Source organism: Nocardia sp. NPDC058244 (genome assembly GCF_042882065.1).
In the GTDB taxonomy this organism is placed as follows: domain Bacteria; phylum Actinomycetota; class Actinomycetes; order Mycobacteriales; family Mycobacteriaceae; genus Nocardia.
On the sequence record NZ_JBHVWX010000005.1, the window covers coordinates 336,677 to 360,919 of the forward strand.

23 protein-coding genes and 3 pseudogenes are annotated in these 24,243 nt (G+C 69.1%); 8 read left to right on the forward strand and 18 right to left on the reverse strand.

Annotation, left to right across the window (positions count from 1 at the left end):
- Window positions 1–55: 55 nt before the first annotated feature.
- A complete protein-coding gene (locus ACFVW6_RS17915; protein ID WP_378828828.1) occupies window positions 56–988 on the forward strand; it encodes an SDR family NAD(P)-dependent oxidoreductase in 933 nt (310 codons plus the stop codon).
- Between the two features lie 59 nt (window positions 989–1,047).
- The gene (locus ACFVW6_RS17920) at window positions 1,048–2,055 is read left to right on the forward strand and encodes a helix-turn-helix transcriptional regulator (protein ID WP_378828830.1); all 1,008 of its coding nucleotides are present in this window, start codon (window positions 1,048–1,050) and stop codon (window positions 2,053–2,055) included.
- Here the strand turns inward: ACFVW6_RS17920 and ACFVW6_RS17925 are convergent.
- Window positions 2,045–2,488, reverse strand: coding sequence for an RDD family protein (locus ACFVW6_RS17925; protein WP_378828832.1), 444 nt, complete (start codon window positions 2,486–2,488; stop codon window positions 2,045–2,047). The genes ACFVW6_RS17920 and ACFVW6_RS17925 overlap by 11 nt on opposite strands.
- 441 nt (window positions 2,489–2,929) lie before the next feature.
- Between ACFVW6_RS17925 and ACFVW6_RS17930 the strand changes: the two genes are divergently transcribed.
- Window positions 2,930–3,349: a CYTH domain-containing protein gene (locus tag ACFVW6_RS17930; RefSeq protein ID WP_378828835.1), complete on the forward strand. Its 420-nt coding sequence runs from the start codon at window positions 2,930–2,932 to the stop codon at window positions 3,347–3,349.
- On the opposite strand, the gene ACFVW6_RS17935 is transcribed toward ACFVW6_RS17930, so the two are convergent.
- The gene (locus ACFVW6_RS17935; protein WP_378828837.1) at window positions 3,350–4,480 is read right to left on the reverse strand and encodes an epoxide hydrolase family protein; all 1,131 of its coding nucleotides are present in this window, start codon (window positions 4,478–4,480) and stop codon (window positions 3,350–3,352) included.
- A 63-nt stretch (window positions 4,481–4,543) separates the two neighbouring features.
- On the opposite strand from ACFVW6_RS17935, the gene ACFVW6_RS17940 reads away from it, so the two are divergent.
- Together ACFVW6_RS17940 and ACFVW6_RS17945 are read left to right on the forward strand one after the other, a co-directional pair.
- A complete protein-coding gene (locus tag ACFVW6_RS17940; RefSeq protein ID WP_378828841.1) occupies window positions 4,544–5,506 on the forward strand; it encodes a helix-turn-helix transcriptional regulator in 963 nt (320 codons plus the stop codon).
- Window positions 5,507–6,305: 799 nt separating this feature from the next.
- The gene (locus ACFVW6_RS17945) at window positions 6,306–6,917 is read left to right on the forward strand and encodes a flavodoxin family protein (protein ID WP_378828843.1); all 612 of its coding nucleotides are present in this window, start codon (window positions 6,306–6,308) and stop codon (window positions 6,915–6,917) included.
- Here ACFVW6_RS17945 and ACFVW6_RS17950 read toward each other — a convergent pair.
- The 10 genes and pseudogenes from ACFVW6_RS17950 to ACFVW6_RS17995 form a co-directional block, all read right to left on the reverse strand.
- Entirely contained in the window at window positions 6,902–7,408 is a 507-nt protein-coding gene (locus tag ACFVW6_RS17950; RefSeq protein ID WP_378828845.1) for a DUF6328 family protein, read from the reverse strand. The genes ACFVW6_RS17945 and ACFVW6_RS17950 overlap by 16 nt on opposite strands.
- Window positions 7,409–7,620: 212 nt before the next feature.
- Window positions 7,621–9,069: pseudogene (locus tag ACFVW6_RS17955) on the reverse strand (aminotransferase class I/II-fold pyridoxal phosphate-dependent enzyme); the annotation flags it as partial.
- Between the two features lie 16 nt (window positions 9,070–9,085).
- Window positions 9,086–10,868: pseudogene (locus tag ACFVW6_RS17960) on the reverse strand (thiamine pyrophosphate-requiring protein).
- A 109-nt stretch (window positions 10,869–10,977) separates the two neighbouring features.
- Window positions 10,978–13,128: a catalase gene (locus ACFVW6_RS17965; RefSeq protein WP_378828847.1), complete on the reverse strand. Its 2,151-nt coding sequence runs from the start codon at window positions 13,126–13,128 to the stop codon at window positions 10,978–10,980.
- Window positions 13,129–13,179: 51 nt separating this feature from the next.
- Complete coding sequence (locus ACFVW6_RS17970) at window positions 13,180–14,193, reverse strand: iron-containing redox enzyme family protein (RefSeq protein ID WP_378828849.1); 1,014 nt, start codon at window positions 14,191–14,193, stop codon at window positions 13,180–13,182.
- A complete protein-coding gene (locus ACFVW6_RS17975) occupies window positions 14,190–14,411 on the reverse strand; it encodes a CDGSH iron-sulfur domain-containing protein (protein ID WP_378828851.1) in 222 nt (73 codons plus the stop codon). Before ACFVW6_RS17975 ends, ACFVW6_RS17970 begins: the two co-directional genes overlap by 4 nt.
- Entirely contained in the window at window positions 14,392–15,066 is a 675-nt protein-coding gene (locus tag ACFVW6_RS17980; protein ID WP_378828853.1) for a HemK2/MTQ2 family protein methyltransferase, read from the reverse strand. Before ACFVW6_RS17980 ends, ACFVW6_RS17975 begins: the two co-directional genes overlap by 20 nt.
- Before the next feature lies 1 nt (window position 15,067).
- Window positions 15,068–15,370, reverse strand: coding sequence for a hypothetical protein (locus ACFVW6_RS17985; RefSeq protein WP_378828854.1), 303 nt, complete (start codon window positions 15,368–15,370; stop codon window positions 15,068–15,070).
- A gap of 146 nt (window positions 15,371–15,516) precedes the next feature.
- A pseudogene (locus ACFVW6_RS17990) lies at window positions 15,517–15,834 on the reverse strand (LLM class flavin-dependent oxidoreductase); the annotation flags it as partial.
- 11 nt (window positions 15,835–15,845) lie between these two features.
- On the reverse strand, window positions 15,846–16,163 hold the full coding sequence (locus ACFVW6_RS17995) for a plasmid stabilization protein (protein ID WP_378828856.1): 318 nt from the start codon (window positions 16,161–16,163) through the stop codon (window positions 15,846–15,848).
- A gap of 154 nt (window positions 16,164–16,317) precedes the next feature.
- Here ACFVW6_RS17995 and ACFVW6_RS18000 point away from each other — a divergent pair, with 154 nt between their 5' ends.
- The gene (locus tag ACFVW6_RS18000; RefSeq protein ID WP_378828858.1) at window positions 16,318–16,650 is read left to right on the forward strand and encodes a hypothetical protein; all 333 of its coding nucleotides are present in this window, start codon (window positions 16,318–16,320) and stop codon (window positions 16,648–16,650) included.
- Between the two features lie 13 nt (window positions 16,651–16,663).
- On the opposite strand, the gene ACFVW6_RS18005 is transcribed toward ACFVW6_RS18000, so the two are convergent.
- Together ACFVW6_RS18005 and ACFVW6_RS18010 are read right to left on the reverse strand one after the other, a co-directional pair.
- Complete coding sequence (locus ACFVW6_RS18005) at window positions 16,664–17,293, reverse strand: PAS and ANTAR domain-containing protein (protein WP_378828861.1); 630 nt, start codon at window positions 17,291–17,293, stop codon at window positions 16,664–16,666.
- A 564-nt stretch (window positions 17,294–17,857) separates the two neighbouring features.
- Window positions 17,858–18,325, reverse strand: a complete 468-nt coding sequence (locus tag ACFVW6_RS18010) for an STAS domain-containing protein (RefSeq protein ID WP_378828863.1) — start codon at window positions 18,323–18,325, stop codon at window positions 17,858–17,860.
- Window positions 18,326–18,503: 178 nt separating this feature from the next.
- Between ACFVW6_RS18010 and ACFVW6_RS18015 the strand changes: the two genes are divergently transcribed.
- The gene (locus tag ACFVW6_RS18015; RefSeq protein ID WP_378828865.1) at window positions 18,504–18,866 is read left to right on the forward strand and encodes a hypothetical protein; all 363 of its coding nucleotides are present in this window, start codon (window positions 18,504–18,506) and stop codon (window positions 18,864–18,866) included.
- 341 nt (window positions 18,867–19,207) lie between these two features.
- On the opposite strand, the gene ACFVW6_RS18020 is transcribed toward ACFVW6_RS18015, so the two are convergent.
- The 3 genes from ACFVW6_RS18020 to ACFVW6_RS18030 all read right to left on the reverse strand — a co-directional run bounded on the left by ACFVW6_RS18020 (window position 19,208) and on the right by ACFVW6_RS18030 (window position 22,816).
- The gene (locus ACFVW6_RS18020) at window positions 19,208–20,572 is read right to left on the reverse strand and encodes an NtaA/DmoA family FMN-dependent monooxygenase (protein WP_378828867.1); all 1,365 of its coding nucleotides are present in this window, start codon (window positions 20,570–20,572) and stop codon (window positions 19,208–19,210) included.
- Window positions 20,573–20,582: 10 nt separating this feature from the next.
- A complete protein-coding gene (locus ACFVW6_RS18025; protein WP_378828871.1) occupies window positions 20,583–21,788 on the reverse strand; it encodes an LLM class flavin-dependent oxidoreductase in 1,206 nt (401 codons plus the stop codon).
- A 230-nt stretch (window positions 21,789–22,018) separates the two neighbouring features.
- Window positions 22,019–22,816 carry an SDR family NAD(P)-dependent oxidoreductase gene (locus ACFVW6_RS18030; protein WP_365012331.1) on the reverse strand — a complete coding sequence of 266 codons (798 nt, stop codon included), beginning with the start codon at window positions 22,814–22,816 and terminating at the stop codon, window positions 22,019–22,021.
- Window positions 22,817–23,019: 203 nt separating this feature from the next.
- On the opposite strand from ACFVW6_RS18030, the gene ACFVW6_RS18035 reads away from it, so the two are divergent.
- On the forward strand, window positions 23,020–24,012 hold the full coding sequence (locus tag ACFVW6_RS18035) for an AraC family transcriptional regulator ligand-binding domain-containing protein (protein ID WP_378828873.1): 993 nt from the start codon (window positions 23,020–23,022) through the stop codon (window positions 24,010–24,012).
- Here the strand turns inward: ACFVW6_RS18035 and ACFVW6_RS18040 are convergent.
- Entirely contained in the window at window positions 24,002–24,187 is a 186-nt protein-coding gene (locus ACFVW6_RS18040; RefSeq protein WP_355272635.1) for a hypothetical protein, read from the reverse strand. The two genes, ACFVW6_RS18035 and ACFVW6_RS18040, sit on opposite strands and share 11 nt — an antisense overlap.
- Window positions 24,188–24,243 lie beyond the last annotated feature (56 nt).

A 24,243-nucleotide genomic window follows, 5' to 3' on the forward strand; every position in this document is an offset into this window, starting at 1 on the left:
CCACCGGTCTCTTACGTTGGATTCATAACAGACCGACGGTTCTTTAGGAGAAGTCATGAGCAGCAACTGGACTGAGCAGCACATCCCCGATCAGCACGGCCGGGTCGCGATCGTGACCGGAGCCAACACCGGACTGGGCTTCGAGACCGCTCGGCTGCTCGCCGCGCGCGGCGCGACGGTGGTGCTGGCCGTCCGCGACGTCGAGAAGGGCAGGCGAGCGGCCGCCCGCATGACCGGCGAGGTCACCGTCCAGGCACTCGACCTCACCTCCCTGGAATCGATCCGGTCCGCGGCGGCCGACCTGCGCGAGGCCCACCCTCGCATCGACCTCCTGATCAACAACGCGGGCGTGATGTACACCCAGCGACAGACCACCGCGGACGGCTTCGAATTGCAGTTCGGCACCAACCACCTCGGCCATTTCGCCCTCACCGGCCTGCTGCTCGACCGACTCCTGCCGGTCCCCGGCTCCCGCGTGGTGACGGTCAGCAGCACCGGCCACCGCATCCTGGCCGGCATCCATTTCGACGACCTGCGGTGGGAGCGCTCGTACAACCGCGTCGCCGCCTACGGCCAGTCCAAACTCGCCAACCTGATGTTCACCTACGAATTGCAGCGTCGGCTCGCCCCGCACGGCACCACTGTCGCGGTCGCCGCCCATCCCGGCGTGTCCAACACCGAACTCGTGCGCAACTCGCCCGCCGCGTTCCGCGTGCCGGTCACCTGGCTCGCGCCGCTGCTCACCCAGAAGCCCGAGATGGGCGCCCTGCCCACCCTGCGCGCCGCCACCGATCCGGCCGTCGTCGGCGGCCAGTACTACGGGCCCGGCGGACTGGGTGAGATCCGTGGCTATCCGAAACTGGTCACCTCCAGCGCGGATTCCCACGATCAGGCCGTCCAGCAGCGCCTGTGGAGCGTCTCCGAGGAGCTCACCGGGGTGACGTTTCCCTGCGGTGAGGCAGTGACTCCACTCCGCAGCGATTCCTGAGGTCGTCGAGCCACCAGCTAGGACAAATATCGTCCTAGCTGTGCGGAAGAATGTGCGGGGTGTTGGAAACTTCGGCTCGCCTCCTCGAACTGCTTTCGCTCCTGCAAACACCCCGGGTGTGGACCGGCGCCGACCTGGCCGAGCGCCTCGACGTCGATACCCGAACCGTCCGCCGCGACATCGACAAGCTCCGCAACCTCGGCTATCCCGTCCACGCGGTCTCCGGTGCGGCCGGATATCGCCTGGGCGCTGGAACCAAACTGCCACCGCTGCTCCTGAACGACGAGGAGGCGGTTGCCGTCGTCGTCGGATTGCGCACCGCGGCAAGCGGAACGATCACCGGCATCGAGGAGAGCTCGCTGCGCGCCCTGGCCAAACTGGAGCAGATCCTCCCGGCCCGGTTACGTCACCGAGTCTCGGCGCTCCAGGCGGCGACAGTCAGCATGCCGGCGGGCACGCCGTCGGTGGACGCGGATGTCCTCACCGCGATCGCCGCCGCGATCCGCGACCACGAACAGCTCCGCTTCGACTACCGCACTCATGACGGTGCCGAGATCCGGCGGGCGGCCGAACCGCATCGGCTCGTGCACACCGGACGGCACTGGTATCTGGTCGGCTGGGACGTCGAGAAACAGGACTGGCGCACCTACCGCGTCGACCGCCTCCGCCTCCGCGTCCCCAACGGGCCTCGATTCACCCCGCGCGAGGCACCCGAGGTCGACCTGACCGGCTGGGTGTCCCGCGGGGTCAGCACCGCCCCCTATCGCTACCAGGCGCGCATCACCCTCGAGGTGTCCGCCGCAGTAGCGGCGGACCGAATCCCGCCGACCGTCGGCGTCATCGAGGCGATCGACGACGGACACTGCCTCCTGCACACCGGCTCGAACTCGCTCGATGAAATAGCCGTCTACACCGGACTTTTCGGCTTCGGGTTCCAGGTTCACGAACCGCCCGAACTCATCGACCACCTGCGTGCCCTGGCGGAACGCGTCACCGCGGCCATCACTCCCCGCGACAGCGCCGGCGAACGCGACACACGACCGCACACCGTGGGCATCAATCCTTGACGACTTGGGTACCGCCCGCGAAGTTGTCGTGCCAGCCCTGCTTGGTCGAACTCGAACTCACCGTCACCGCGATACCGATCGCCGCGACGAACCACAGCAGGCCGCCGACCCAGGGAATCAGGTTCAGCAGCATGTACGCGTTGCGCTTGGCGGACTCGGCCAGGTCCGGTTTGCTCGCGCCACCGCCACCGTTGACACGCAACCCGAGGATCTTCTTGCCCGGCGTCGACCCCGTCGCTACTTCGAAGGCCACGAAATACAGGAACCCGAATCCGGCACCCGGCAGGATCGCGATCCAGCTGGGGAGATCGGCGACCCGCTCCAGTATCCAGAACAAGACCGCGCCGATCAGCCCGGCGATGATCCAGTCGATGAACCTAGCTGCGGCCCGACGGCCGATTCCGGCGGGTGTGATGCCGACTGTGTTGGTCATGGTGTCCTCCTCGACGCGATCACACGTCACCGTCCTCGACGCAGAAACCGCCAGTCACGGTGGCACACCGAGTATCTCACCGCTTCGCACGGCAGGGACACGGTCAGGCAGATCGAGACACTCGACCGCAAAGGGACAGCGGTCCCTGATCGGTGGCAGGCTCTGCCGCGCCGGAATGGTCTGCGGAACGCGGGCGAGGCCGGTCAACTGTCGCGCGATTGATCTGTTCTCCGATAGCTTCCCGTTGTGGGTGGCGCTGTTGATATCGAGAGGGCCAGGTCGATCGCCCGTGCCCGGTGAGACGTGGGAAGTGTTGCTCACCTTGAGAACGGATCCGTTCATCGAACGGCCGCACGTCGGGCAACTCCACGACCACACGCACCGCATGGGTGTACTTTTCGCGGCACAGTCCGAACTCCTCGACGAAGGGTCGCGAGCTCGATGAAGCACGAATACGAAGCCACCTTCTTGGCGATCGACGTCGAGGTGATCAGGGCGAAGCTCGGGGCGCTCGGCGCCGCTCAGCGATTCCCTCGAACCCTGTTGACCCGCAAGATCTTCGACGGCGAGACGGTGCCCGAAGGAGCCTGGGTCCGGCTCCGGGACGAAGGCACTCGAACAACATTGACGCTCAAGCGCGTCACCGACTCCACAACCATCGACGGCACCACCGAGGTCGAGACCACAGTCGGCGACCTGGACTCGATGGCCGAGATCCTCGCCGCGATCGGGCTCACAGAGACCCGATATCAGGAGAACTACCGAGAAGAATGGAGCCTCGGCGACGTCGTCTTCGACCTCGACACATGGCCGGGCCTGCCAACGTGGGTTTCTCCCCGGCCCGCCGGCCTAGCGTTGTGATCAGGAAATGCTGCGGAAGAAGGTGCGGATGTCTTCCGCGAGTAGCTCCGGCTCCTCCATCGCGGGGAAATGGCCGCCTTCGGTGAACTCGCTCCAGTGGGTGATCGCCTTCCATGGGTCCACCGCGCGGCGCATGAGCGGGTGGGTGTCGAAGACGGCCCATGCGGACGGCACATCGGCGGCCATGATCCAGTCGAGTCCAGAGTGCTCGCCCTCGTAATAGAACTGGGCGCTGGACGCGCCGCTGCGGGTGAACCAGTACAGGCTGATGTTGGTGAGGAGCTGGTCGCGGTCGACCGGTGGCCGGGAGGCACCGGACCAGGTCGTGAATTTCTCGGCGATCCACGCGAGCTGACCGACCGGTGAGTCGGTGAGCGCCGCGCCGATCGTGTCGGGGCGGTGGTTCTGGATCTCGAGATATCCCCGCTCGGCGGCGACCTCGGCGCGCACCGCCTCGATCTGGGCGATCTCGTCCTCGGACAGACCATCTGGGAGCGGGAGCTTGTCGCCGACGAACGCGAGCAACCGGGAGTCGGCGCCGGTGTGCGTGCCGATGACCCGTTCGGGGTGCAGCGCCGCGAGGCGGCCGATGACGCCCGATCCGATGTCGGTGCCGTGGGCCGCGAACCGCTCGTAGCCCAGCCGCGTCATGATCTCGGCGTAGGCCTCCGTGGTCCGTGCCAGCTCCCAGCCGGTCCCCGACAGCGGGGTGGAGAACCCGAAGCCGGGCAGCGACGGGACGACGAGGTGGAACTCGTCGGTCAACAGCGGGATGAGGCGCTGGTACTCGATGAACGATCCGGGCCAGCCGTGGCTGAGGAGCAGCGGCGTGGCCTGCGGGTTCGCCGATCGCACGTGGACGATGTGGAAGATCTGGCCGTCGACAACCGTCGTGAACTGTTCGTGCTCATCGAGTTTCGCCTCCTGCGCACGCCAGTCGAACCCGTCGCGCCAGTACTCGGCGAGTTCCTTCAGGTACGGCAGCGGGATGCCCCGGCTGAAGTCCGTGCGGTCGTCTCGGCCCGGCACGGGGATCGGCCAGCGCGCGTGGGTCAGCCGGGCGCGAAGGTCCTCGATCTCTGCCTGCGGGATGTCGATGCGGAAGGGGGTGAGTGCGGTGGTCTCGTTCATGACGCCCAGGCTCCCGGGTAATGCGGCAGGATAGCTTCCGCAAGTGCTGGAATGATCGAGAATATGTTGGAAACCTCGGCCCGCCTGCTCGAACTGCTGTCGTTGCTGCAGCTCAAACGGGACTGGACGAGCGCCGAGCTCGCCGGCCGGCTCGCGGTGAGCACGCGGACGGTGCGCGCCGACATCGGCAAGTTGCGGTCGCTCGGCTATCCCGTGGACGCGCGCCCCGGCGTCGCGGGTGGGTACCGGCTGGTCGCCGGGACGGCGATGCCACCGCTGCTGCTCGACGACGACGAGGCCGTCGCCGTCGCGGTCGGACTGGGTGCGGTCGCGACCCAGCGGCTCGGTGTCGAGGAGACATCGCTGACCGCGCTCGCGAAGCTGGAGCAGGTGCTGCCGTCGCGCCTGCGTCGGCGGGTCGAGGCGGTGCGCGAGGCGACGAGCGTCGTTCCAGGAACCGAGCCGCCGCTCGATCTCTCGGTGCTCGCGGCGGTCGCTACCGCGATTCGCGGTCACGAGCGGCTCCGGTTCGGCTACACCAAGCCCGGGGGCAGCGAAAGCGCCCGCCACACCGAGCCACAGCGGCTGGTGAGCTGGGGTTCGCTCTGGTACCTGCTCGCCTGGGATCTCGATCGTGGCGACTGGCGGATCTTTCGGGTCGACCGCATGGTCGCCCACACGCCGACGGGCGCACGATTCCCGCCGCGCGTGATCCCGGCGGACGAGGCCGTCGACTACGTCGTCCGACGCGTCAGCAAGGCCGCCTGGCAGTACCGCGCCCGCGTCCTCGTGCATGCGCCCGCCGCCGAGGTCGCCGCGAAGATCCGGATCCCGGTCGATATCGAGGTGGTCGACGAATCCACCTGCCGGGTCGAGCTGGGTTCCACCGACCCGGACCGGCTCGCGCTGTGGGTCACCCAGCTCGACCTCGATATCGAGGTGATCGACGGCGACGAGCTCGCCGAGGCGTTCGATCGCCTCGCGACGAGGTTCCGCCGCGCGGCGAGCGGCCCACCCGCGAGGTGATCAACCGGCGAGGTCGACGATGCCGCGGACGGCGAACACCGTGCCGAAACCGAACAAGCACCGTCCCGCACGTACTGCGGCGGAGAGCTCATTTCGGGTCGTTGCCGGTCGACTCGGGCTGATCCGGCGGCTTCTCCCCGCGTTTGCGGGTCAACACAACCACTGCGACGACGACTACCAGAGCTGCGATAACCAGGAGTTCCATGCGGCGCGCGTACCCACCGTTGCCGCAGCCAATCGCTGTTTACCGACCCGATTCCGGCTGACCCGCCCGGCCGAGCGGCACGTCGTCGCCGAATTCGGCCACCTTCTCCGGCGGCATCGTCGGCCTGGACGAGACTCGCGGCCGACGAAGGAAGTTACATCTCCGGTGCTCGGCTCGCGGTCACCGGTGGCAGGCCCATCCTGTGATCGCGTAGCGCCTGCCCGGCCGTTTCGAGACCGGAAGTGCGGGCATCACCACCATGTGAGCCTCCGGTGGGCCGGATGCATACGGCACCGACAGCTCACGTATTCGGTAGACGGTGTCGACACCGAGCGACGTTGTCGCGGCCGCTGCGCTCAGCTCGCACCGCGACCAGGTAACCACTCCCAGGAGGCGATCATGACGCCACTCGAACTCACTCAACCCCCGCCGCCGGCACCCTTCCCACCCGGTCCCGACCCCGATCCCCTGCCGCCCGACCCCGGCGACCCGGTACCGTCCCGGCCGCATCCCGGCGAACCGATACCCCCGATCCCCACTCCGGAGCCCACGCTGCCCGACCCGTCGGCGCCGCGATAGCCGAAAGGAACTGCGATGACCGCCAGTTTGCGAGCGCTTGCGCTGGTCTGCACGCTCAAATCCGGACCTGCCCCGTCGAGCAGCGCGCACATCGCCGACCAGGTGCTGGCCGAGCTGGCCATCCTCGGCGTCGACGGCGAATCGGTGCGCATCGCCGATTTCGACGTCCGGGCGGGCGTAAGCGCCGACGAAGGGGACGGCGACGAATGGCCGCAGATCCGCCGCCGCGTCGTCGCGGCCGACATCGTCCTGCTCGCCACCCCCACCTGGCTCGGCCACCCGTCCTCGGTCGCGCAGCGGACCCTGGAGCGGCTCGACGCCGAACTGTCCAGCACCGACGACCTCGGCCGACCCGCCATGTTCGGCAAGGTCGGTATCGCCGCGATCGTCGGCAACGAGGATGGCGCGCACAAGATCGCCGCCGACACCTTCCAAGCACTCGACGACATCGGCTTCACCATCCCCGCCCAGGGCTGCACCTACTGGAACGGCGAGGCGATGGGCAGCGTCGACTACAACGACCTCCCCGACACTCCCGAGGCGGTACGCGCGGCCACCGCCACCATGGCGCGCAACGCTGCCCATCTCGCCGGGCTCCTGCGCGCGCAGAACTACCCGGCCGACTGATCGGTGCCGTCGCGGTGCCTGGCCCGCTCGGCCAGCGGCCGGACCAGCCAGGTGACCAAGAACAGCGCACCGAACAGCGACCCCGCCGTCACCGCCGCGACCGGGCCGACCACCACATCGAACAACAGGACGGCCACGCCGACCAGCGCGATCCCCAGCAGCATCACCCCACCCAACGCGAGCTGGTTGGTGGTGGCCACCAGCCAGTCCTTGCGATGTCGGCGGAACAGCAGGCGGTGGCCCGCGACGGGGGCGACCAGCAGGACCGTGGCACTGATCGACGCCGTCACGATGACCAGGTAGAGCACGCGGGCCGGCGTGCCGATCGCGTCGAACCGGGGCTGGAACGGCAGCACGATCAGGAAGCCGGTCAGCAACTGGACACCGGTCTGCACCACGCGGAGCTCCTGCAGCAACGACGACCAATTCCGGTCGAGCCGTTGTGTTTCGGTCTCGCCGCGCGCACCGTGATTCCAGGAAGTGTCGTCCATCGGATGGTCCTCCTGTCCGCGCGGTCGGATCCGTTCACTCGGGCCATACCCCGTTGACCTGCAAGCAATCACTCGACCCTCTCGTCGGGTCTTTGCCGGTCGAGTCGGGCTGGTCCGGTGGCTTCGCTGTGCGGTCACCAGGTGTTCCACGCATCGCGCGCACCCACACCTGCCGCGGCCGATCGCTGTGCGCCGGCGTGATCAGAGCGGACGACACGAAGGGTATCGAGCTGGGGGTCGGCCGCATCGGGCACGTTCAAGCCCGCCGCGACGCCGGTCCGCAGGTAGTCGACGACCGCCGCGCCGAGGCGTTCGCCCGGGACGACCGCGGGAATGCCGGGCGGATACGGAGTGAGCTGTTCGGCGGCGATCCGGCCCGCGGCCTGTTCGGCCGGAACGGGCTCCGCGGGCGCGAAGAACGCGTCACGCGGCAGCATCACCGTCTCCAGTTCCAGCTCGTCGGGTGCGGGCAGACGGATCCGCGGTGGCTGGGGGTGGTTCAGCCCGGCCCGCCACAGGGCGAGCCCGTCGACGAGCGCGTCGACGGTGGCGGCGTCGTCGGCCGACGACAGGGTGGCCAGGACTCGGCGGTGATCGCTGAGGCCGAGGTCGATTCGGCGGTGCGCGCGTAACCAGTCGGCGGCGACGTAGCCGCTCGCGCCGGTGTCCGCGACGTCGACGAGGACCTGCAGCAGGTCCAGATCGTGCGAGGCCTCGGCCCCGAGCAACTCGTCGCGCATCACGGTGAGCCCGCTGATCTCGGCTAGCTCGGTACGCGCCCGGCGGGCCGAGGTCAGGGCCCGGTCGAGCAGGTCGTGGCCGAATTCGACCATCTGCCTGCGCCATCCGTCCAGCGCGGCGTAGATCAGGACGTTGGGGCTGGTGGTCATCAGCAGGTCGGCGCACGCGCGCAGCCGCACCGGATCGACCAGGTCGCCTTGCAGGTGGAACACCGAACCCTGCTCGAACCCCATGCCCATCTTGTGCACGCTCACCACGCATACATCCGCGCCGACATCCATCGCCCAGGTCGGCAGGTCGGGGTGGAAGGGCAGGTGCGCGCCCCATGCCTCGTCGACGATCAGCGGCTTGCCACGCGCGTGACACACCTGGGCGATGCCCCGGATGTCGGCACAGGTGCCGTACGGGCTGGGGCTGACGATCAACGCGCCCGCCGCGTCGGGATGCTCACGCCAGGTCTGTTCGACCTGCTCGGGTGAGGGTGGATGCGAGAGGTGCCGCTCGGCGTCCCAGCGCGGGGTGATCCAGTGTGGTTGCACGCCGGAGAAGATCAGCCCGGCGACGATGGATTTATGGCTGTCGCGGGCCACCAGCAGACCGCCGTCGCGGCCGCCTGCCACAGCCATCATGGCCGCCTTCACTGACAGCGAGCTCCCGCAGGTGGAGAAGAACGCGGCGTCGGCGCCGACCGCGTCGGCCATGAGTTCCTCGGCCTCGGCCAGCACACCGTGCCTGGCCAGCCGGTCGTCGAGCCCCGGCGAGGCGAGGATGTCGCTGTGGAAGGCATCGGTGCCGAGCGCGGCCAGCACCCGGTCGTCGACCCCGCGACCTTGCCGATGCCCCGGCGGGGTGAAGCCGTAGCGGCCCAGGCCGTGGTAGTCGGCGACGGCGGCGAGCAGCGGGGCGGTGGTGTGGTCCATCGCGAGTACCTCCCTATCAGCGCAGGAACTCCTGCGCTTTGGTTCGCACCCCCTTGGCCATCACACGCCAGGCGTCGGGATCACCGTGTAGCAGTGCCTGCGCGGTGTGGCCGAGCTGTTCGCGGGTGACATGAGGCGGGATGGGCGCGACATCAGGATCGCAGTGCACGTCGAGCAGGACCGGGCCGTCGGCGTGCAACGCCGCGTCCCAGGCCGGACCGAGCCGGGCCGGGTCGACCACGGTTTCGGCGCCCAGGCCGGCTTCCCGGGCGATCGCGGCATAGGAAACATCCGGAAGTTGTTGTGAGTCAGGAAATTTGGGTGCGCCCGACAGCGCACGTAGCTCCCAGGTGACCTGGTTGAGGTCGTTGTTGTGGAACACGCAGACGACCAGGCGCCGATCGGTCCAGCGCGGAGCGTAGCGCCGGATGGTGAGCAGTTCGGCCAGTCCGTTCATCTGCATCGCGCCGTCGCCTGCCAGGGCGATCACGGGCCGATCGGGGTGGGCGAACTTGGCGCCGATCGCGTACGGCACCGCCGACCCCATCGACGCCAGCGTCCCCGACAGCGACGCCCGCATTCCACGGCGCAACTGGAGGCAGCGGGCGTACCAGGTGGTCGACGACCCCGAATCGGCGGTCACGATCGCGCCTTCCGGGAGTCTGCTCGACAGCTCCCACACCACCCGTAGCGGATTGACCGGATCGGCGTCGAGCATGGCCTGGCGGCGCACGGTGTCCCACCAGGCGGCGACATTCGTTTCGATCTGCTGCCGCCAGCCGGGCTCGCGCTGGTCGGAGACCCGCGCGGTGAGTGCCGCGACGGTGCCGGCGGCATCGCCGACCAGGTTGACCTCGGTGGGGTATCGCATGCCGATCCGGGTGCCGTCGCTATCGATCTGCACGGCGCGCGCCGATCCGGGCTCCGGGAGGAACTGGGCGTAGGGGAAGTTCGATCCCACGATCAGCAGGGCGTCGCAGTCACGCATCATCTCGTAGCTCGGTCTGGTGCCGAGCAGGCCGACCGCGCCGGTGACGAAGGGCAGATCGTCGGGCAGCACATCCTTGCCGAGCAGTGCCTTGGCGACGCCGGCGCCCAGCCGATCGGCGAGCGCGACGACCTCGTCGGCCGCCCCGCGTGCGCCCTGGCCGATCAGGATCGCGGGCCGGTGCGCCGAGTCGAGGACGTCGGCGGCTCTGTCGATCAGGTCGTCGTCGGGCAGCAGCCGCGAGGTGGACTCGGGGCTCGGTGGGCTGGAGACCACCTGCCCCGGCGCCGCCTCGGGCGGCCGGAACTGTTCGTGCTGGATGTCGGCCGGGATGATCACCGCGGCGGGCCCGCGCCGGGCCAGTGCCGCCCGGATCGCGCGATCCAGCGCGGCGGGCAGCTGCTCGACGACGTCGACCTCGACCAGATACGCCGAGGCGACGTCCTTGTAGAGGCTCTGCAGGTCGACCTCCTGCTGGTAGTGCCAGCCCACGCGCCGAACGCGCGGTCTGCCCGACCAGCGCCAGTACCGGCACATGGTCGAGTTTCGCGTCGTACAAACCGTTGAGCAGGTGGATGGCCCCGGGACCGGAGGTCGCCGCGCAGACGCCGAGACGGTCGCCGAATTTCGCGTAGCCGGTGGCGGCGAAGGCCGCCATCTCCTCGTGTCTGGTCTGGATGAACGCCGGTGCCTCGGCGCGGCCGAACGCGGCGATCAGGCCGCTGATCCCGTCGCCCGGATAGCCGAATACCTGCTCGACACCCCACTCCCGTAATCGGGCGAGGACGTGGTCGCCTATTTCTGTGCCCATCTGGGCCTCCCGAGATCGGACGGTGGCGGCGACCTGGTCGATCGATCGCCACAGTCGGGTGATGCCCGCGCCGGTGCCGCCGAAACGAGCGCGACGCGGAGCGCACCGGTCAGTCGTGCGGGTCGATCCGAGCCCACGCCCGATGCTCGCCCAGATCGGCCAGCAGGGCTTCGGTGGCCGGGGCCGCCTCGGCCACGGTCACGCCGGGGGCGTCGGGGTCGACACCGGTGCGCGACAGTATCGACGCCGCCGTCCCGACGGCCGCGATCGCCTTGCCGTGGCGCCACATCTCCTCGACGAGCAGGTCGACTCTCGGATCCAACGGGCCTGCCAGCAGGACGGCGCCGTCGAATTCGACCGATCGCATCGTCGCGAACGTGCGCGCCACCCGCACGCCGTCGACGTCACCACCGTGTTCGGCGACCACGAACGGTCTGACCCCGGCCCGGGTGAACGCGGCGCGGACCTCCTCGATCGCGGCGGCGCTGGCCGTATCGTCGACCAGCACGGCGACGGTGCGGCCGTCGACCGGGAACGGGCCGCGCCGCTGCGACAGTGCGGGACTCGGCGGGAGGTCGACCTGGTCGTCGGCGCTCGGTGCGGGGGTATCCAGCCCGAGTTGGGCCGCGACGTAGCCGGCCAGCTCGCCGTCGACGTTCACCAGCAGCTGAAGCCCACGCCGCTGGATGGTGGTGGAGGTGCATTTGCCGAGCTCGAAGGCGAAGGCGTCGGCCAGGTGCCGCCGCTCCCCCGCCGTGAGGCTGCGGTAGAACATCCGCGGCTGCGAGTAGTGGTCGGCGAAGGAGATCGCGCCCGCGGTCGTCGCCGAGGTCCGCAGTTTCGCGGTGGGCGGCGGGATCGGGGTCGGTGACTCGCGGTACGCCCGATCGGCGGAACTCGCCGCGTACGGGCACCCGCCGCCGAGCGAATTCGGTTTGTACGGCGCGATTCCGGGGTGCACCGCATTCTGGTGCATGCCGTCGCGGAACAGATCGTCGACCCCGGTGTGCGGGGTGTTGATCGGCAACTGCGCGAAATTCGGTCCGCCGAGTCTGCTGATCTGGGTGTCGAGGTAGGAGAACAACCGGCCTTGCAGCAGCGGGTCGTCGGTGACTTCGATCCCGGGCACCAGATGACTGGGGCAGAACGCGACCTGTTCGGTCTCGGCGAAGAAGTTCACCGGGTTCGCGGTGAGCCGCAGCGTCCCGATCACCTGCACCGGCGCCACCTCCTCCGGCACGATCTTGGTCGGATCGAGCAGATCGATGCCGTCGAAGAGATGGTCCGGCGTATCGGGGAAGACCTGAACCCCGAAATCCCACTCGGGAGCCGCTCCCGAGGCGATCGCGTCGGCCAGGTCCCTGCGGTGGAAATCGGGATCGAATCCCGCCGTGAGCTGCGTTTCCTCCCACAGCATCGAGTGCACGCCCAGTCGCGGCTTCCAGTGGAACTTCACCAGGCTCGTCGTGCCGTCGGCGGCCACCAGCCGGAACGTGTGGATCCCGAAGCCCTCCATCATTCGCAGCGAGCGCGGCAGCGCCCGGTCGGACATGTTCCAGAAGGCGTGCGCGGTCGCCTCGGTGTGCAGGGTGACGAAGTCCCAGAAGGTGTCGTGCGCGGACTGTGCTTGCGGGATCTCCCGGTCCGGCTGGGGTTTTCCGGCGTGGATGACATCGGGGAACTTGATCGCCTCCTGGATGAAGAACACCGGGATGTTGTTGCCGACCAGGTCGTAGATCCCTTCGTCGGTGTAGAACTTCACCGCGAAACCCCGGGTATCGCGCACCGTGTCGGCCGATCCGCGCGAACCGAGCACCGTGGAGAACCGGACGAATACCGGGGTGCGCACGTCGGCGGCGAGGAACCGGGCGCGGGTCAGCGACTCGGCGGCGCCGTTGGCCACGAACACACCGTGGGCACCGACACCGCGGGCGTGGACGACCCGTTCGGGAATGCGTTCGTGATCGAAGTGGGTGATCTTCTCCCGCAGGTGGATGTCCTGTAGCAGCACCGGTCCGCGCGGTCCTGCTTTCAGCGCGTGGTCGGTATCGGCGACACCGAGGCCCTGGGCGGTCGTCAGGGCACCGCCGTGCTGGGCGCGCACGTCGGCGGCACCGGGGATCGGCACGCCGGTGGGTCCGCGCAGCGCGGGCCCCTGCTGGTCGGCCGCGGGTCCTGGCTCGTCGCACAGCCGGTCCGGGTCCTCGTCCGGTGGGGCCGGTGGACAGGTGTACTCGGCGGGAATGTCCTGCTCGGTCATGGATCGTCCCTTCGTCGACCTCGGGGAAGCTCGATTGCCCTCTCCGGGCGGTTACCGCGTCATCGGCTCGGCAAACAGCGGCGGCGCGACCGGCTCGATCAGCGACGTCGTCCCGTCCCGCCAGCAGCCGAGGACGTGCTCGGCGAAACGGCTCTCCAGCAGGTTCGTCGCCTGGATCCCGAATACGATCGAGGTCGCGGCGGCGGGTTCGGCGTCGAGCAGCCCGGCGATCACGTCGCGGCGCATCACCTGTTCGTGAACGGCGTCGGCCTCGACGTGCTCGCGGTAGAAATGGGCGCACGCGGGATGCGGAAGCAGCGCATCGGCGAGTTCGGCGAAGCGGCGCGACGCCGGTGACGAGGTGATCTCCGCCGTGGCGAAGTGCCCGATCGAGGCCGCGCGCAGGCCGCGGTGCAGGCCGAACAGCGACATCATGTCGACCAGGGCCAGCATCGACGCAGGCACGATGTCGAGGTAGTGCAGGTAGCGCGGGTCGAGCCCAGCGCCGGCCAGCAGGTCGGCGAAGAGCTGGGCGTGGATCCGATCGCCGCGCCCGCCACCGAATTCGTCGAACTCGACGGCGACGAGCGCCGCCTTCGGCTCCCCGCGCAGCCGCGGGATCACCCAGGCATAGGGATCGGCTTCGATATGGTGGTAGATCGAGCGATGGACGAAGTACTCCCGCAGCTGATCGGCGGTGCCGCGCTCCGCGAGGAAACCGGGGATACCCTCGTCGTCGCGCGTCGGTTCGAGCAGGCGATCGAGCTCTCCGCCCACGTCGTCGCCGCCCGCCACCTCGGCGTGCAGGGCCGCGAGGAATCGCTGTTCCAGTACCGCGCGCAAGCCCAGCAGTCCGGGGTCCCATTCCCAGCCGTCGTCGACCCCGGCGAATCCCTGATAGTGCAGTTCGTAGCAGGTGTGCAGGGCCAACTGCAGATCGTCACCGTACGGGTCGGCGTCACCGGCCACCGGTGTCGTGGCACCGGGTGGGCGCGTGAGCACTTCGACGACCGCCGCGGAGAGGTCTCCGCGCGGGGCAGGCAGCGCCCGGCGCGCGACGGTCATCGCGATCGCCCGGATTGCTCGCCGTGGCGCCTGCGCCGGTGGCTGGTGTCGCAGAGCGGATAGGTCGTCGAGCGACGGCACAGGCACAGCGCGACCCGGAAGCGGTCGCAGTGCAGGACCGTTCCGTCCGGGGTAACCAGGTCGACGGGGCCGTCGATGAGGGCGGGGCCGCCCTCGACGAGGACGACGCGACGCAGCTCACCCGCGGTCGGCGACAACGGCGCTGGGTGTTCGGTCGACACGGATCACCACCAATTCCTCGTCGTGTTGTCCCGGCCTGAGGTAGCCGTTGCTTGTCAGCCAGTCGGCGCGGGCCCGCAGGACCGGGCCGAAAGGCACCGTCCCCGAGGTGATCACCCGCGCGTCGGCCCCACCGTCGCGCAACTGCGCCACGCTGCGGTCCGGGTCGCTGATCACCGACTGCACGATCAATCCGACGCCGTGGTCGGTGAGCAGATCGGGCAGCGTCGCGCACAGCCGGTCGAGCACGCTGCGCCCGTCCGGACCGGCGTCCCACGCCAGCGCCGCACCGTGAGCGCGACCCGCGGCGGTCGGCACGTAGGGCGGATTCGCCAGGACGACGTCGAAACGCGGCAGCCGCAGCGCGGTGGTGAAATCACCGTGCAACAGCTCGACCGCGATCCCGCGGAGCCGGCAGTTCAGCCACGTCGAGACCAGCGCGGCCCGCGAGAGGTCGATCGCGGTCAGGCTGTGCGCGCCCGCCGCGGCGGCGGCCAACGTCAGCACGCCGGTGCCCGCGCACGCGTCGAGCACGCGGCCGCCCCGCAGCGCGGGCAGCTCGCGCAGCGCCCGGCACACCAGCCAGCTGTCGACCTGGGGTCGATACACGCCGGGCGCGCGCAAGACGCGCACGTCAGTGCCCCCGCGGATCGGTGAGTTCGAGACCCTCCGCCGCCTTGACCCGTCGATGCTCGAGCACCACCAGCGCGATTCCGCCGACGAGCAGGACCACGCACAACATGGTCGCGATCAACGCCCAGCCGGCGAACCCGTACCCGGCGGCCGTCAGCGCCAAGCCGACCATGACGAGACCGAGCCCGATCAGGATCAGCCCCGGCCAATTCCGGGTGTCCTCGATCGTCTCCCCCGCGTGCGACCGGGTGGTGCGCTGATCATCGGGGAAATGCGATGGATTGCGGGATTCCGGAGTGTTCATCAGGAGCTCCTTTCCGGCGACATCTGATCGGGTGATGCCCGGATCCGATACGCCGAAACAGACACCGACAGCCGATCGACCGAGAGCGCGGCGGGCATCCGCTGTGACCGGTCGCCTCAGTTCTCCCCGCGCAGCAGATCGTTCAGCGCACCGCCCGCCTGCCGATCAGCCCGTACCAGCTCGGGTTTCGATTCGGTGGCGAACAGCGCGTCACCGAGCTCGGCGGCGAGTTCGGCCGCGCGCGGACCACCAGCGGCCACCGCGATCGGCGGCGGGTTCCGGGGCAGGTCGAACACCCGGGCGTCCGACAGCGACAGGTATCGCCCGTCGTAGCTGTGATATCCGCCCCGCCACAGCAACCGGATGATCTCGAGCGCCTCGCGCAACATCTGTTGCCGCACCCGCACCGGCGGGAAGTCCCCGCCGACGACGTGCTCGTTGAGACGTTCGCCAGAGCCGAAACCTTCCCTCCAGGTCAGTGGCGGCCGAGGGCGTGAGCCAACTCCTGCTTGTTCATCTTCGAACGGCCGTCGATATTGCGTCGGCGTGCCTCGGCGTAGAGCTGATCGCGAGTCTTGCCACTCCCCTGCGCCCGCTGCCCACCGCGGCTCTGAGACGAACCCGTGGACTTGCCGCCCGATCCCTTCGTCTCCCCGTGCCGAGACCGCGTCTTGTTGACCGTCGCCGCGGCGATCTCCTCGGCACGCTTCTCGCTTCGACCGCGTTCACGCTCGGAATTCTTGATGTCTTTGTACTGCCGTTCGCGTTTCGCACTCCACGATTGCTGCGGCATGACACACCTCCTGAGGTAGGGGCGAGGTTCTGTCCACCGCCATACCCGAAGATCTGCGCCGGAAACCGACTGTTCCGCCAGATCGTTTGCCACGACACCGTAGGGGTAGTGGCGAAGCGAACGAGATGTCCACCGATCGGAAGGAGCGACGAAGATGACCGACCCCGACCAGACCGACGCGCAGGGCGCCGGCGAAGCCACGGATGACGACGGGTTGCGGGAGGAACCCGAGATCGTGCCCGGCTCCGCACCCCAGGCAGTCGGCTCGGCCCTCGAAGTCGACTCGACGGAGTCCGCACTGAGCGAGCTCAACGACCCGGACGTCGTGCACTTGGACCGTGACCAGGCACGGGATGTGGCGGGGCAAGCGTTCGACAAGACCGAACAGGCCGCCGATCGAACACCGAAGCCCGCGCTGCCGGTGGCTGCGGCGGTGTTGGCCGGGGTCGTTGTCTGGTTGATCGCGCGGAGGCGGCGGCGATCCTGAACTGCCGCGACGCTCAGGTGCCGTCGGCCGGATCGATCCGCTCGTGGCTGGTCAGCAGCAGATGGTCGAACGCGGTGATCGTTTCCGGAGGCGGTGGCGGGACCAGAGCGAGATCGGCGATCACCTGCGCGGCGACGGCACGCAGCTTGAGATTGGCTTCCTGGGAACGCCACACCAGCACCTTGAACGCCTGATCGGCGTCGATGCCGTACATGCGCATCAGCACGCCCTTGGCTTGTTCGATCACCGCCCGGGCGGCGACGACACCGCCGACCACCTCGGTCACCGCCGCGGCACCACCCGCGGCCGCCGCGGCATGGACCGTGTCGGTCAGATCCAGGTAGTAGCCGGTGGTGCCGACAGTCTCGCCGTCGTCGTTGAGGACGCGGTCGGCGACCACCATGACCGCGTGCACCCGCCCGGAGGTATCGATGAACCGGTGACGGCTCGAGAACGGCTCGCCCTCGGTGATGGTGCGGGAGATCAGCTCGGCGACGACATCACGGTCCTCGGGATGTTTGTGCGAGAGCAGCAACTCGGTGGTCGGCTCGACCTCACCCGGGGCGTAGCCGTGCATCCGGAAGACCTCCGGCGACCACTCCCACCGGCGCGTGGTGAACCAGAACGTGAACGTCCCGACCATGGCAGGCCGATACGCGCTGGCGAATCGGTCGTCATCGTCGCCTGGGCGTGCATCCTCGGGGTCGAGTCCAGTCACCACCCCATCATTTCACCGCGACGAGCTCATCTCCGGGCACATTTCCGCTAGCCCGAGCGTTCACCGCCAGCCGCGACGGCGACAACCGGACTTCGACAGTATCGAGTGCGCCGCGTCGGTGCTGGAGCCTGCCAGCTGCGCCCGCCGGTCGGGGTCTTCGCGATGCTCCCACCTTCACGTCGTTCCCGAACAACGAAAGGACATTGTCAGGTCCACTCGAATAGGCACTACCGGCGCCACCCGGTCGCCGGTTCAGCTCGCCGCGCTAGCCGAGGTGCCCGCCGACCGGCGGTACGAGCGGAGCGGTCTGTATCGGTTCCGGCCATGATGTCGTCCCACCAGGCTTGCAGCGGGCTGGGGTCGGGCCAGGACACCGGCGAGGTGTCGACTTCTCGGGGGTCGGTCAGACGGGGGTCGAGATCGTGATACATGAGCTGCTACCTCGAATGCCTTGAACTCGTTCAGGATCCAGTGGCACTTCGATGGGTGTCATCGGGCTCCCGGCACCGGCACGACCACACTGGTCGGTGCGGCGGCGCGGGGCCTGCGCGTGGCCAGGGCTCGAGTCAACGTGGTGTGCACGGTCAGCCACGCGGTCAGACCCGCGAGCGCGATCACGCGGTCGACGACGTTGGGAAACGGGTTGAACACGCTGACCTGCACGCCACGGGCCAGGCTCTGCTGGGCGCGCTCGGCCAGGTCCAAGATCGGTCCACAGCCGATGAACTGGGCCGCACTCAGGTCGACGACGAGGTGGCCGCTGTCGGCGGCCTCGCCGATGGCGGTGTCGAGGATGCGCTGCCACCGGGGCCGAGTGTAGGCGTCGGCATAGCCGAGGACGTGCAGTATCGCGGCGTCGGTGACGTGGTTGAGGTCGGCGTGTAGTCGCTCGCACAGATCGGCGGGTTCGCCTACGGCGGGCGGGAAAAGTTCGTGGTGATCGCTGGGAGGCTTCATCGGAGCCCTCGGCATCCTCGAAGCATCAGCACGCTTCGACACTGCACAGCCGATCCTGGCAGATCAAGACCAGCCGATAACCCATCTCAGCACGGCACCGCGGTCTCCGCCACCTCCGTGACCCAGTTGACGCATCCGAACAGCTGCCGCAACGGCCCGTGATCGGCATTCTGAAGCGGTGGATCGGTTGGATGAGGTGCGGCGAGTCCGGCACCGCCGTGATCATGCTCGATTCCGTATCGAACGCCCCTTCCGTCGCGACCTGCGGGGAACTCCATGTTGCTTCCGGCTACTCCTCGAACCGAAGCGGAAGTATGCCCTGACCTGGGAAGTATGGGATCCCGACGATGGTGAAACCCCGCGCCGGGAACGAGATCGCGAGCAACCGGTGCGGGACTTGATCGCGGCCGAGGTGTCGGAGTTGGGCTGGCGACCGGGGCGTAGCGCCGTGGGTTGGGTGATCACCATGCTCATCGCAACGATCAAGATCCTGATGGCAGTGATCGCGGCGCCGGTGCTCACTTACTACCTCGGCAGATAGCGAAGCGCAGGTGCGGGATGAGCCCGCGAACCGGCCGAGTACATCCGCGACAACGCACCCGCTCGCGGATAACACATCGACGGTGACGAAAGAGGACGCCGGCCGCCGGTACCGCCCCCATTGCCGTCGGCGGCGTAGAGCTCCAAAGTCACCGTGCCTGCTCCTCGCGCGCAGAGCGCGCACGAGAGGCGAAACGAAGCACCGAACCTACGGCCGAAATGTCCTCACCACGGACGATACAACCTGGTGCACCCGATCGGCGCCAGCCCGGGCGGAGGCTTCGATGATCCGTCCGGCATGGTGCGGTAGCCGCCAGGGGTGTCCGGCGGCTACCGCGGGGATCAGGCGTCGGCCGGGGCCGGGGTGGCGTGGACGGCGGGGAGACCGAGGTTGTCGCGCAAGGTCTTTCCCGTGTATTCGGTGCGGAGGGCGCCACGGTCCTGGAGCAGCGGGACCACCCGGTCGACGAACTCGTCGAGGCCGGTCGGGACGAGGTGGGAGCCGAGGATGAAGCCGTCGGAGCCGTCGTTCTGGACGAAACTGTCGATCTTCTCGGCGATTTGGGCGGGGGTGCCGACGATCGGGCCGCGTTCGAACTGGTCGATCACGGTTTCGCGCAGGGACAGTTTCTTGGCTTCGGAGACCTCGCGCAGGCGGCGGACCGTCGCGAAACGGTCCTGGTGCAGGAAGGCGCGGCCCTGGATGATCGGTGCGGCCTCGGGGTCGGGGTCGACGGCCGGGATCGGGCCCTCCGGGTCGTAGCCGGACAGGTCGCGATTCCAGATCTGTTCGAGCAGGATGAGGGCGGTCTGGCCGGTGACCTGCTCGTTGCGGATCGCGTGGTACTTCTCGATCGCCTCGGATTCGGTGTCGCCGAGGACGAAACTCGCCGAGGGCAGGATCTTGATGTCGCCCGGGGCGCGGCCCGCGGCGACCGCTCTGGCCTTGATGTCGCGGTAGAAGTCCGCGGCCTCGGGCAGTTTGCCGTACGGCGAGAAGATGGCGTCGGCGTTGGCGGCGGCGAAATCGCGGCCCTGCGGTGAGACGCCGGCTTGCAGGACCACGGGCCTGCCCTGCGGGCTACGGGGCACGGTGAACCGGCCCGCGATGTCGAACTGGGCGCCGTGGAAGGCGAAGGAGCCGGTGTCGGGTCTGGCCAGGAAGCGGCCGGTCTCCTTGTCGGCGACGATGTCGTCGGCGTTCCACGAATCCCACAGGGCGCGTACGGCGTTCAGGGTCTCCTCGGCCCGCACGTAGCGGTCGGCGGGGTCGAGGAAGCCGCCGCGGCGGAAGTTCTGCCCGGTGAACGCGTCGAAGGAGGTCACTACGTTCCACGCGGCCCGGCCGCCGGACAGGTGATCCAGGCTGGCGAACTGGCGCGCCACTTCGTAGGGCTCGTTGAAGGTCGCGTTGATGGTGCCGGCGAGGCCGAGATGTTCGGTGACTCCGGCGATCGCGGCCAGCACGCCGAAGGTGTCGGGTCGGCCGATGATGTCCTGGTCGAAGATCCGGCCCGCGCGTTCGCGCAGGATGAGGCCCTCGGCGAGGAAGAAGAAGTCGAACTTGCCGCGTTCGGCGGTGCGCGCGGTGTGTTCGAAGGTGCTGAAGTCGATCTGGCTGCCCGCCTCGGGATGCCACCAGGCGGTGTGGTGGTTGACGCCGCCGAGGTAGGCGCCGAGGATGACCTGCTTCCGGGGTGTACTCATCGGGGGGACCTCACACGTTCGCGTAGCGGTTGGGGACGGTGGTCGGCAGGCCGAGCAGCCCGCGCAGGGAGCCGTCGGGGTAGCCTGTGCGGAACAGGCCGCGATGTTGCAGAGCGGGTACGAGCCGCCCCGCGATGGCGTCGAGGTCGTCCACGGCGACACCGGGACGCAGCCGGAAACCGTCGATTCCCTGTCCGGTCCACTCGACGAGCAGGTCGGCGAGGTCTTCCGCGCTGCCGGTGAAAACGGCCGCGTCGGAGGTGAACTCGGTGCCGGCGAGCTCGTCGAGCCCGGCCAGGCGCTGCGCACCGGTGGCGTCGTCGGTGTCGAGGAAGACGACCAGGTCGGCGTACACCCGCAGCGGTTCGCCCACCCGGTTCGCCGCGGCCGCGGCGACCTCCGCGAGGATCGGCGCCGGGCCGTCCGCCCTGGTCGGCGTGACGAACACGAGATCCGCTCCGGCGGCGGCGAACTCGTAGATCCTTCGGCTGTGCGCGAGGGCGGTCACCACCGGTTGTCCCTGCGGCGGCCGCGGGGTGATCGACGGACCGCGGACCCGGAAGAACCTGCCCTCGAAGTCGACGTAGTGCAGTTTGTCGCGGTCGATGAACCGGCGGGTCGCGACATCGCGGATCTCGGCGTCGTCCTCCCAGCTGTCCCACAGCCGCCGGACCACCTCGACCACATCGGTGGCCTCGTCGAACAGTTCGTGCACGTGCGGCGGGTAGGTGCCGGTGGCGATGGCCTCGGCCCGTTCGGCCGCGGTGAGCTCGGGGATCACGCGGCGCCCGAAGTGAGCGGCTTCCTCAGCGGTGCCCGACACCTTGACCTGCCAGCCCGCCCGGCCCCGCGAGGTGTAGTCGAGGGTAGCGAGAGCGGTGGCGACGTGGAACGGTTCGGTGTGGGTGGCGGTGACGGTCGGGATGAGGCCGAGGTGCCGGGTGCGCGGCGCGACCCGGGCGGCGATGAGATGGGCGTCGAGCCGGGCGTGGACCCGGTCGACGGCGTCGGCCGGACCGTCCGGGCCGCTCGGGATGCGCAGGCTGTCCTCGATGGTGACGAAATCGAGCAGCCCGCGTTCGGCGGTGGTGACCAGGTCGGTCCAGTAGCCGGCGTCGAAGAGCTCGGTGGGACGTGAGTTCGGTGCGCGCCAGGCGGCCGGATGCCAGCCCGCGCCGTCGAGCGCGACGCCCAGGTGTAGTGGGTTCGATGCCATCAGCTGCCATTTCTGTCGTTCGGGAACGGTGCCGGGTGCAACGCCCGTTTCCGTTGGACAGGACTGCGGAGCACGGACACCGAGCTCGATGGCGAAGCGAGGCGAGCGCGATCGGTCGCGCTCGCCCCGCCATCACCGCTGGCAGACGGTCATCGGCCCGCACGCGAACGCGCGGTGCGGGTTCCGTGTCAACGTTTGAATTCTGGTTGATCGACCGGAAATGGCCCGGCTCAGTAGAAGATCGGGCCGGGCACGCCGCCGCCCGCCGCGACGGCGTCACCGGTGATGGCGATGCTGCGCGGGGAGGCGAGGAAGGTCACCACATCGGCGACCTCGCTCGCATCGATCACCCGGCGAATCGAGTTCCTGGCCAGCTCGGCCTCCAGGGTCGCGATATCGACGCCGTCCTCGTCGGCCCGGGCGCGGAGCCGGTCGCTGAGCCGTTCGGTGCGGGTGAGTCCGGGGTGCACGACGGTGACGTTGACTCCGTGCGGGCCGAGTTCGTCGGCGAGGTTCTTGGTCAGCGCCGACACGCTGACGTTGCGGATGGTCTGGCCGATCGAATTCGCCTGCCGCGCACCGAGTCCGCTGATATTGATGATGCGCCCCCAGCCCTGTTCGACGAGGTGCGGGGCGACGGCCCGCGCGGTGCGCAGATAGCCGAGCACCTTGATCTCGACCTCCCGGCGCACGATGTCGTCGGTGGTGGCCGAAAGATCCGTGTTGGCGCCCGCGCTCCACGGGGTGGCGGCGGAGTTCACCAGGATGTCGACGCCACCGAGTTCGTCCACCGTCCGCGCGACGAGGTGCTGGACCTGCGCGTCGTCGCCGGTGTCGGTCGGTATCGCGATCACCCGTCGTCCCGATTCCCCGGCGATATCGGCCGCGGCGGCCTCGAGCGGTTCGCGCGAGCGCGCCGCGATCACCACATCGACGCCTTCGGCCGCGAGCCCGCGCGCGATCGCGAGCCCGATTCCCTTGCTCGCGCCGGTGACGATCGCGCGCTTTCCCTGCAGTCTCAGATCCACGCCTCGACGCTATCCAGCGCGCGCCCGCCGGAGAGCGATCCGGCTCGAGCTGATCGCAACCTGGCCCGCCCGCGACCGCCGGTCAGCGTATTGTCCTCCATGGAGAAATCCTGCCCAGCTCGGATTCGCCGAATCGGTCGACGCCGACGGCTGACGTAGCCGCGACCGATCCGCGGATCGGCCTGCCGCCACGAGGAGACGTCATGGCTACCGACCAGAGCTTGCTGCACCGGTTCGTCATCGCGCAGTTCGACGCGGCCGGGCTCGATCGCGCGCAACTGATCCGGGATGCCGGGGTCCCGGATTGGTCCATGACCGGCCAGGACGTGCATCTGCCCAGCGCGGTGTTCTCCCGGCTGTGGGAGATCGGCGAACATCGTCTCGGTCCGGATGTCGCCCTGCAGGTCGCGCGCCGGTACCAGCTGTCGAGCCTGGGCCTCTACGACTACCTGTTCGCCTCCGCGCCGACGCTGGGCGCTGGGCTGGCCACCTGTGGGCCCTACGTCACCGCGGTCACCACCAATCACCGGTTCGACCTGGTCGCCGAGAACGAGGACGAGTCCACCCTCTATCTGGAGATGCTCGACGGCGACGGCCGGGGCAGGGACCACACCCAGCTCTGGGGACTGTCGGCCGTCCTGAGCCGCGCCCGCCGGGTCGTCGACGACCCGCTCAACCCCGTGCGCGTCACGCTGCGCCAGGCCGCTCCCCCGCACATCGACAGCTTCCGGGAAGTGTTCGGTTCCGCCACCGTGGAATTCGACGCGCCCACCGATTCGATCACCTTCCGCGCCGCGGACCTGGATCTCCCACTGACCACCGCCGACCCGGTCCTGGCCGGCGTCCTGCAACCGCTGGCCGCCGCGCTACCACCGCCGCCGACACTGGCCTCGGCCTGGCCCCGCCGGGTGGCCGACGCCCTGGACCAGGCCATCGACGCCGGGGAGGTCTCGTTGCACAGCGTCGCCCGGATCCTCACGATCAGCCCGCGGACGCTGCAGCGACGGCTGACCGAGGCGGGCACGACCTGGCGCGCCGAACTGGACCGAGCCCGCAGCGCCCGATTGGCCGCCACGGGCTCGCTCACCGGCGCCAAGCAGGCCGAACTGCTCGGCTATTCCGACGCGGGCTCCTTACGCCGGGCCGCCCGGCGCTGGTCGACGGCGTCCCCGCCGACCGACAGCGTCACACCCTGAGGTAGGTCGACGCGATCCGCCAGAAGGTCTCCCGCTCCATCAGGTGGAAGTCCCACCCGTCGGTGATGTCCCGGAACGCGGTGACGATGCCGGCGACGTCGAAGTCGTCCCGGGTGGCCGTCCCCTTCGCCTCCAGCGCGGAAATCACGTAGGCGGTGGCACTTTCCTTGGTCACCGACACCACGCTCCCCTCGTTCGCACACTGATCCGTCTGATTCGTAAGTCTCGAAT

Excerpts from the sequence above, each read along its gene's own strand:
- ACFVW6_RS17915 (WP_378828828.1), top strand. The coding sequence starts at position 56 with ATGAGCAGCAACTGGACTGAGCAGCACATCCCCGATCAGCACGGCCGG.
- ACFVW6_RS17925 (WP_378828832.1), bottom strand. The coding sequence starts at position 2,488 with ATGACCAACACAGTCGGCATCACACCCGCCGGAATCGGCCGTCGGGCC.
- ACFVW6_RS17930 (WP_378828835.1), top strand. The coding sequence starts at position 2,930 with ATGAAGCACGAATACGAAGCCACCTTCTTGGCGATCGACGTCGAGGTG.
- ACFVW6_RS17935 (WP_378828837.1), bottom strand. The coding sequence starts at position 4,480 with ATGAACGAGACCACCGCACTCACCCCCTTCCGCATCGACATCCCGCAG.
- ACFVW6_RS17940 (WP_378828841.1), top strand. The coding sequence starts at position 4,544 with ATGTTGGAAACCTCGGCCCGCCTGCTCGAACTGCTGTCGTTGCTGCAG.
- ACFVW6_RS17945 (WP_378828843.1), top strand. The coding sequence starts at position 6,306 with ATGACCGCCAGTTTGCGAGCGCTTGCGCTGGTCTGCACGCTCAAATCC.
- ACFVW6_RS17950 (WP_378828845.1), bottom strand. The coding sequence starts at position 7,408 with ATGGACGACACTTCCTGGAATCACGGTGCGCGCGGCGAGACCGAAACA.
- ACFVW6_RS17965 (WP_378828847.1), bottom strand. The coding sequence starts at position 13,128 with ATGACCGAGCAGGACATTCCCGCCGAGTACACCTGTCCACCGGCCCCA.
- ACFVW6_RS17970 (WP_378828849.1), bottom strand. The coding sequence starts at position 14,193 with ATGACCGTCGCGCGCCGGGCGCTGCCTGCCCCGCGCGGAGACCTCTCC.
- ACFVW6_RS17985 (WP_378828854.1), bottom strand. The coding sequence starts at position 15,370 with ATGAACACTCCGGAATCCCGCAATCCATCGCATTTCCCCGATGATCAG.
- ACFVW6_RS17995 (WP_378828856.1), bottom strand. The coding sequence starts at position 16,163 with ATGCCGCAGCAATCGTGGAGTGCGAAACGCGAACGGCAGTACAAAGAC.
- ACFVW6_RS18000 (WP_378828858.1), top strand. The coding sequence starts at position 16,318 with ATGACCGACCCCGACCAGACCGACGCGCAGGGCGCCGGCGAAGCCACG.
- ACFVW6_RS18005 (WP_378828861.1), bottom strand. The coding sequence starts at position 17,293 with ATGGTCGGGACGTTCACGTTCTGGTTCACCACGCGCCGGTGGGAGTGG.
- ACFVW6_RS18010 (WP_378828863.1), bottom strand. The coding sequence starts at position 18,325 with ATGAAGCCTCCCAGCGATCACCACGAACTTTTCCCGCCCGCCGTAGGC.
- ACFVW6_RS18020 (WP_378828867.1), bottom strand. The coding sequence starts at position 20,572 with ATGAGTACACCCCGGAAGCAGGTCATCCTCGGCGCCTACCTCGGCGGC.
- ACFVW6_RS18025 (WP_378828871.1), bottom strand. The coding sequence starts at position 21,788 with ATGGCATCGAACCCACTACACCTGGGCGTCGCGCTCGACGGCGCGGGC.
- ACFVW6_RS18035 (WP_378828873.1), top strand. The coding sequence starts at position 23,020 with ATGGCTACCGACCAGAGCTTGCTGCACCGGTTCGTCATCGCGCAGTTC.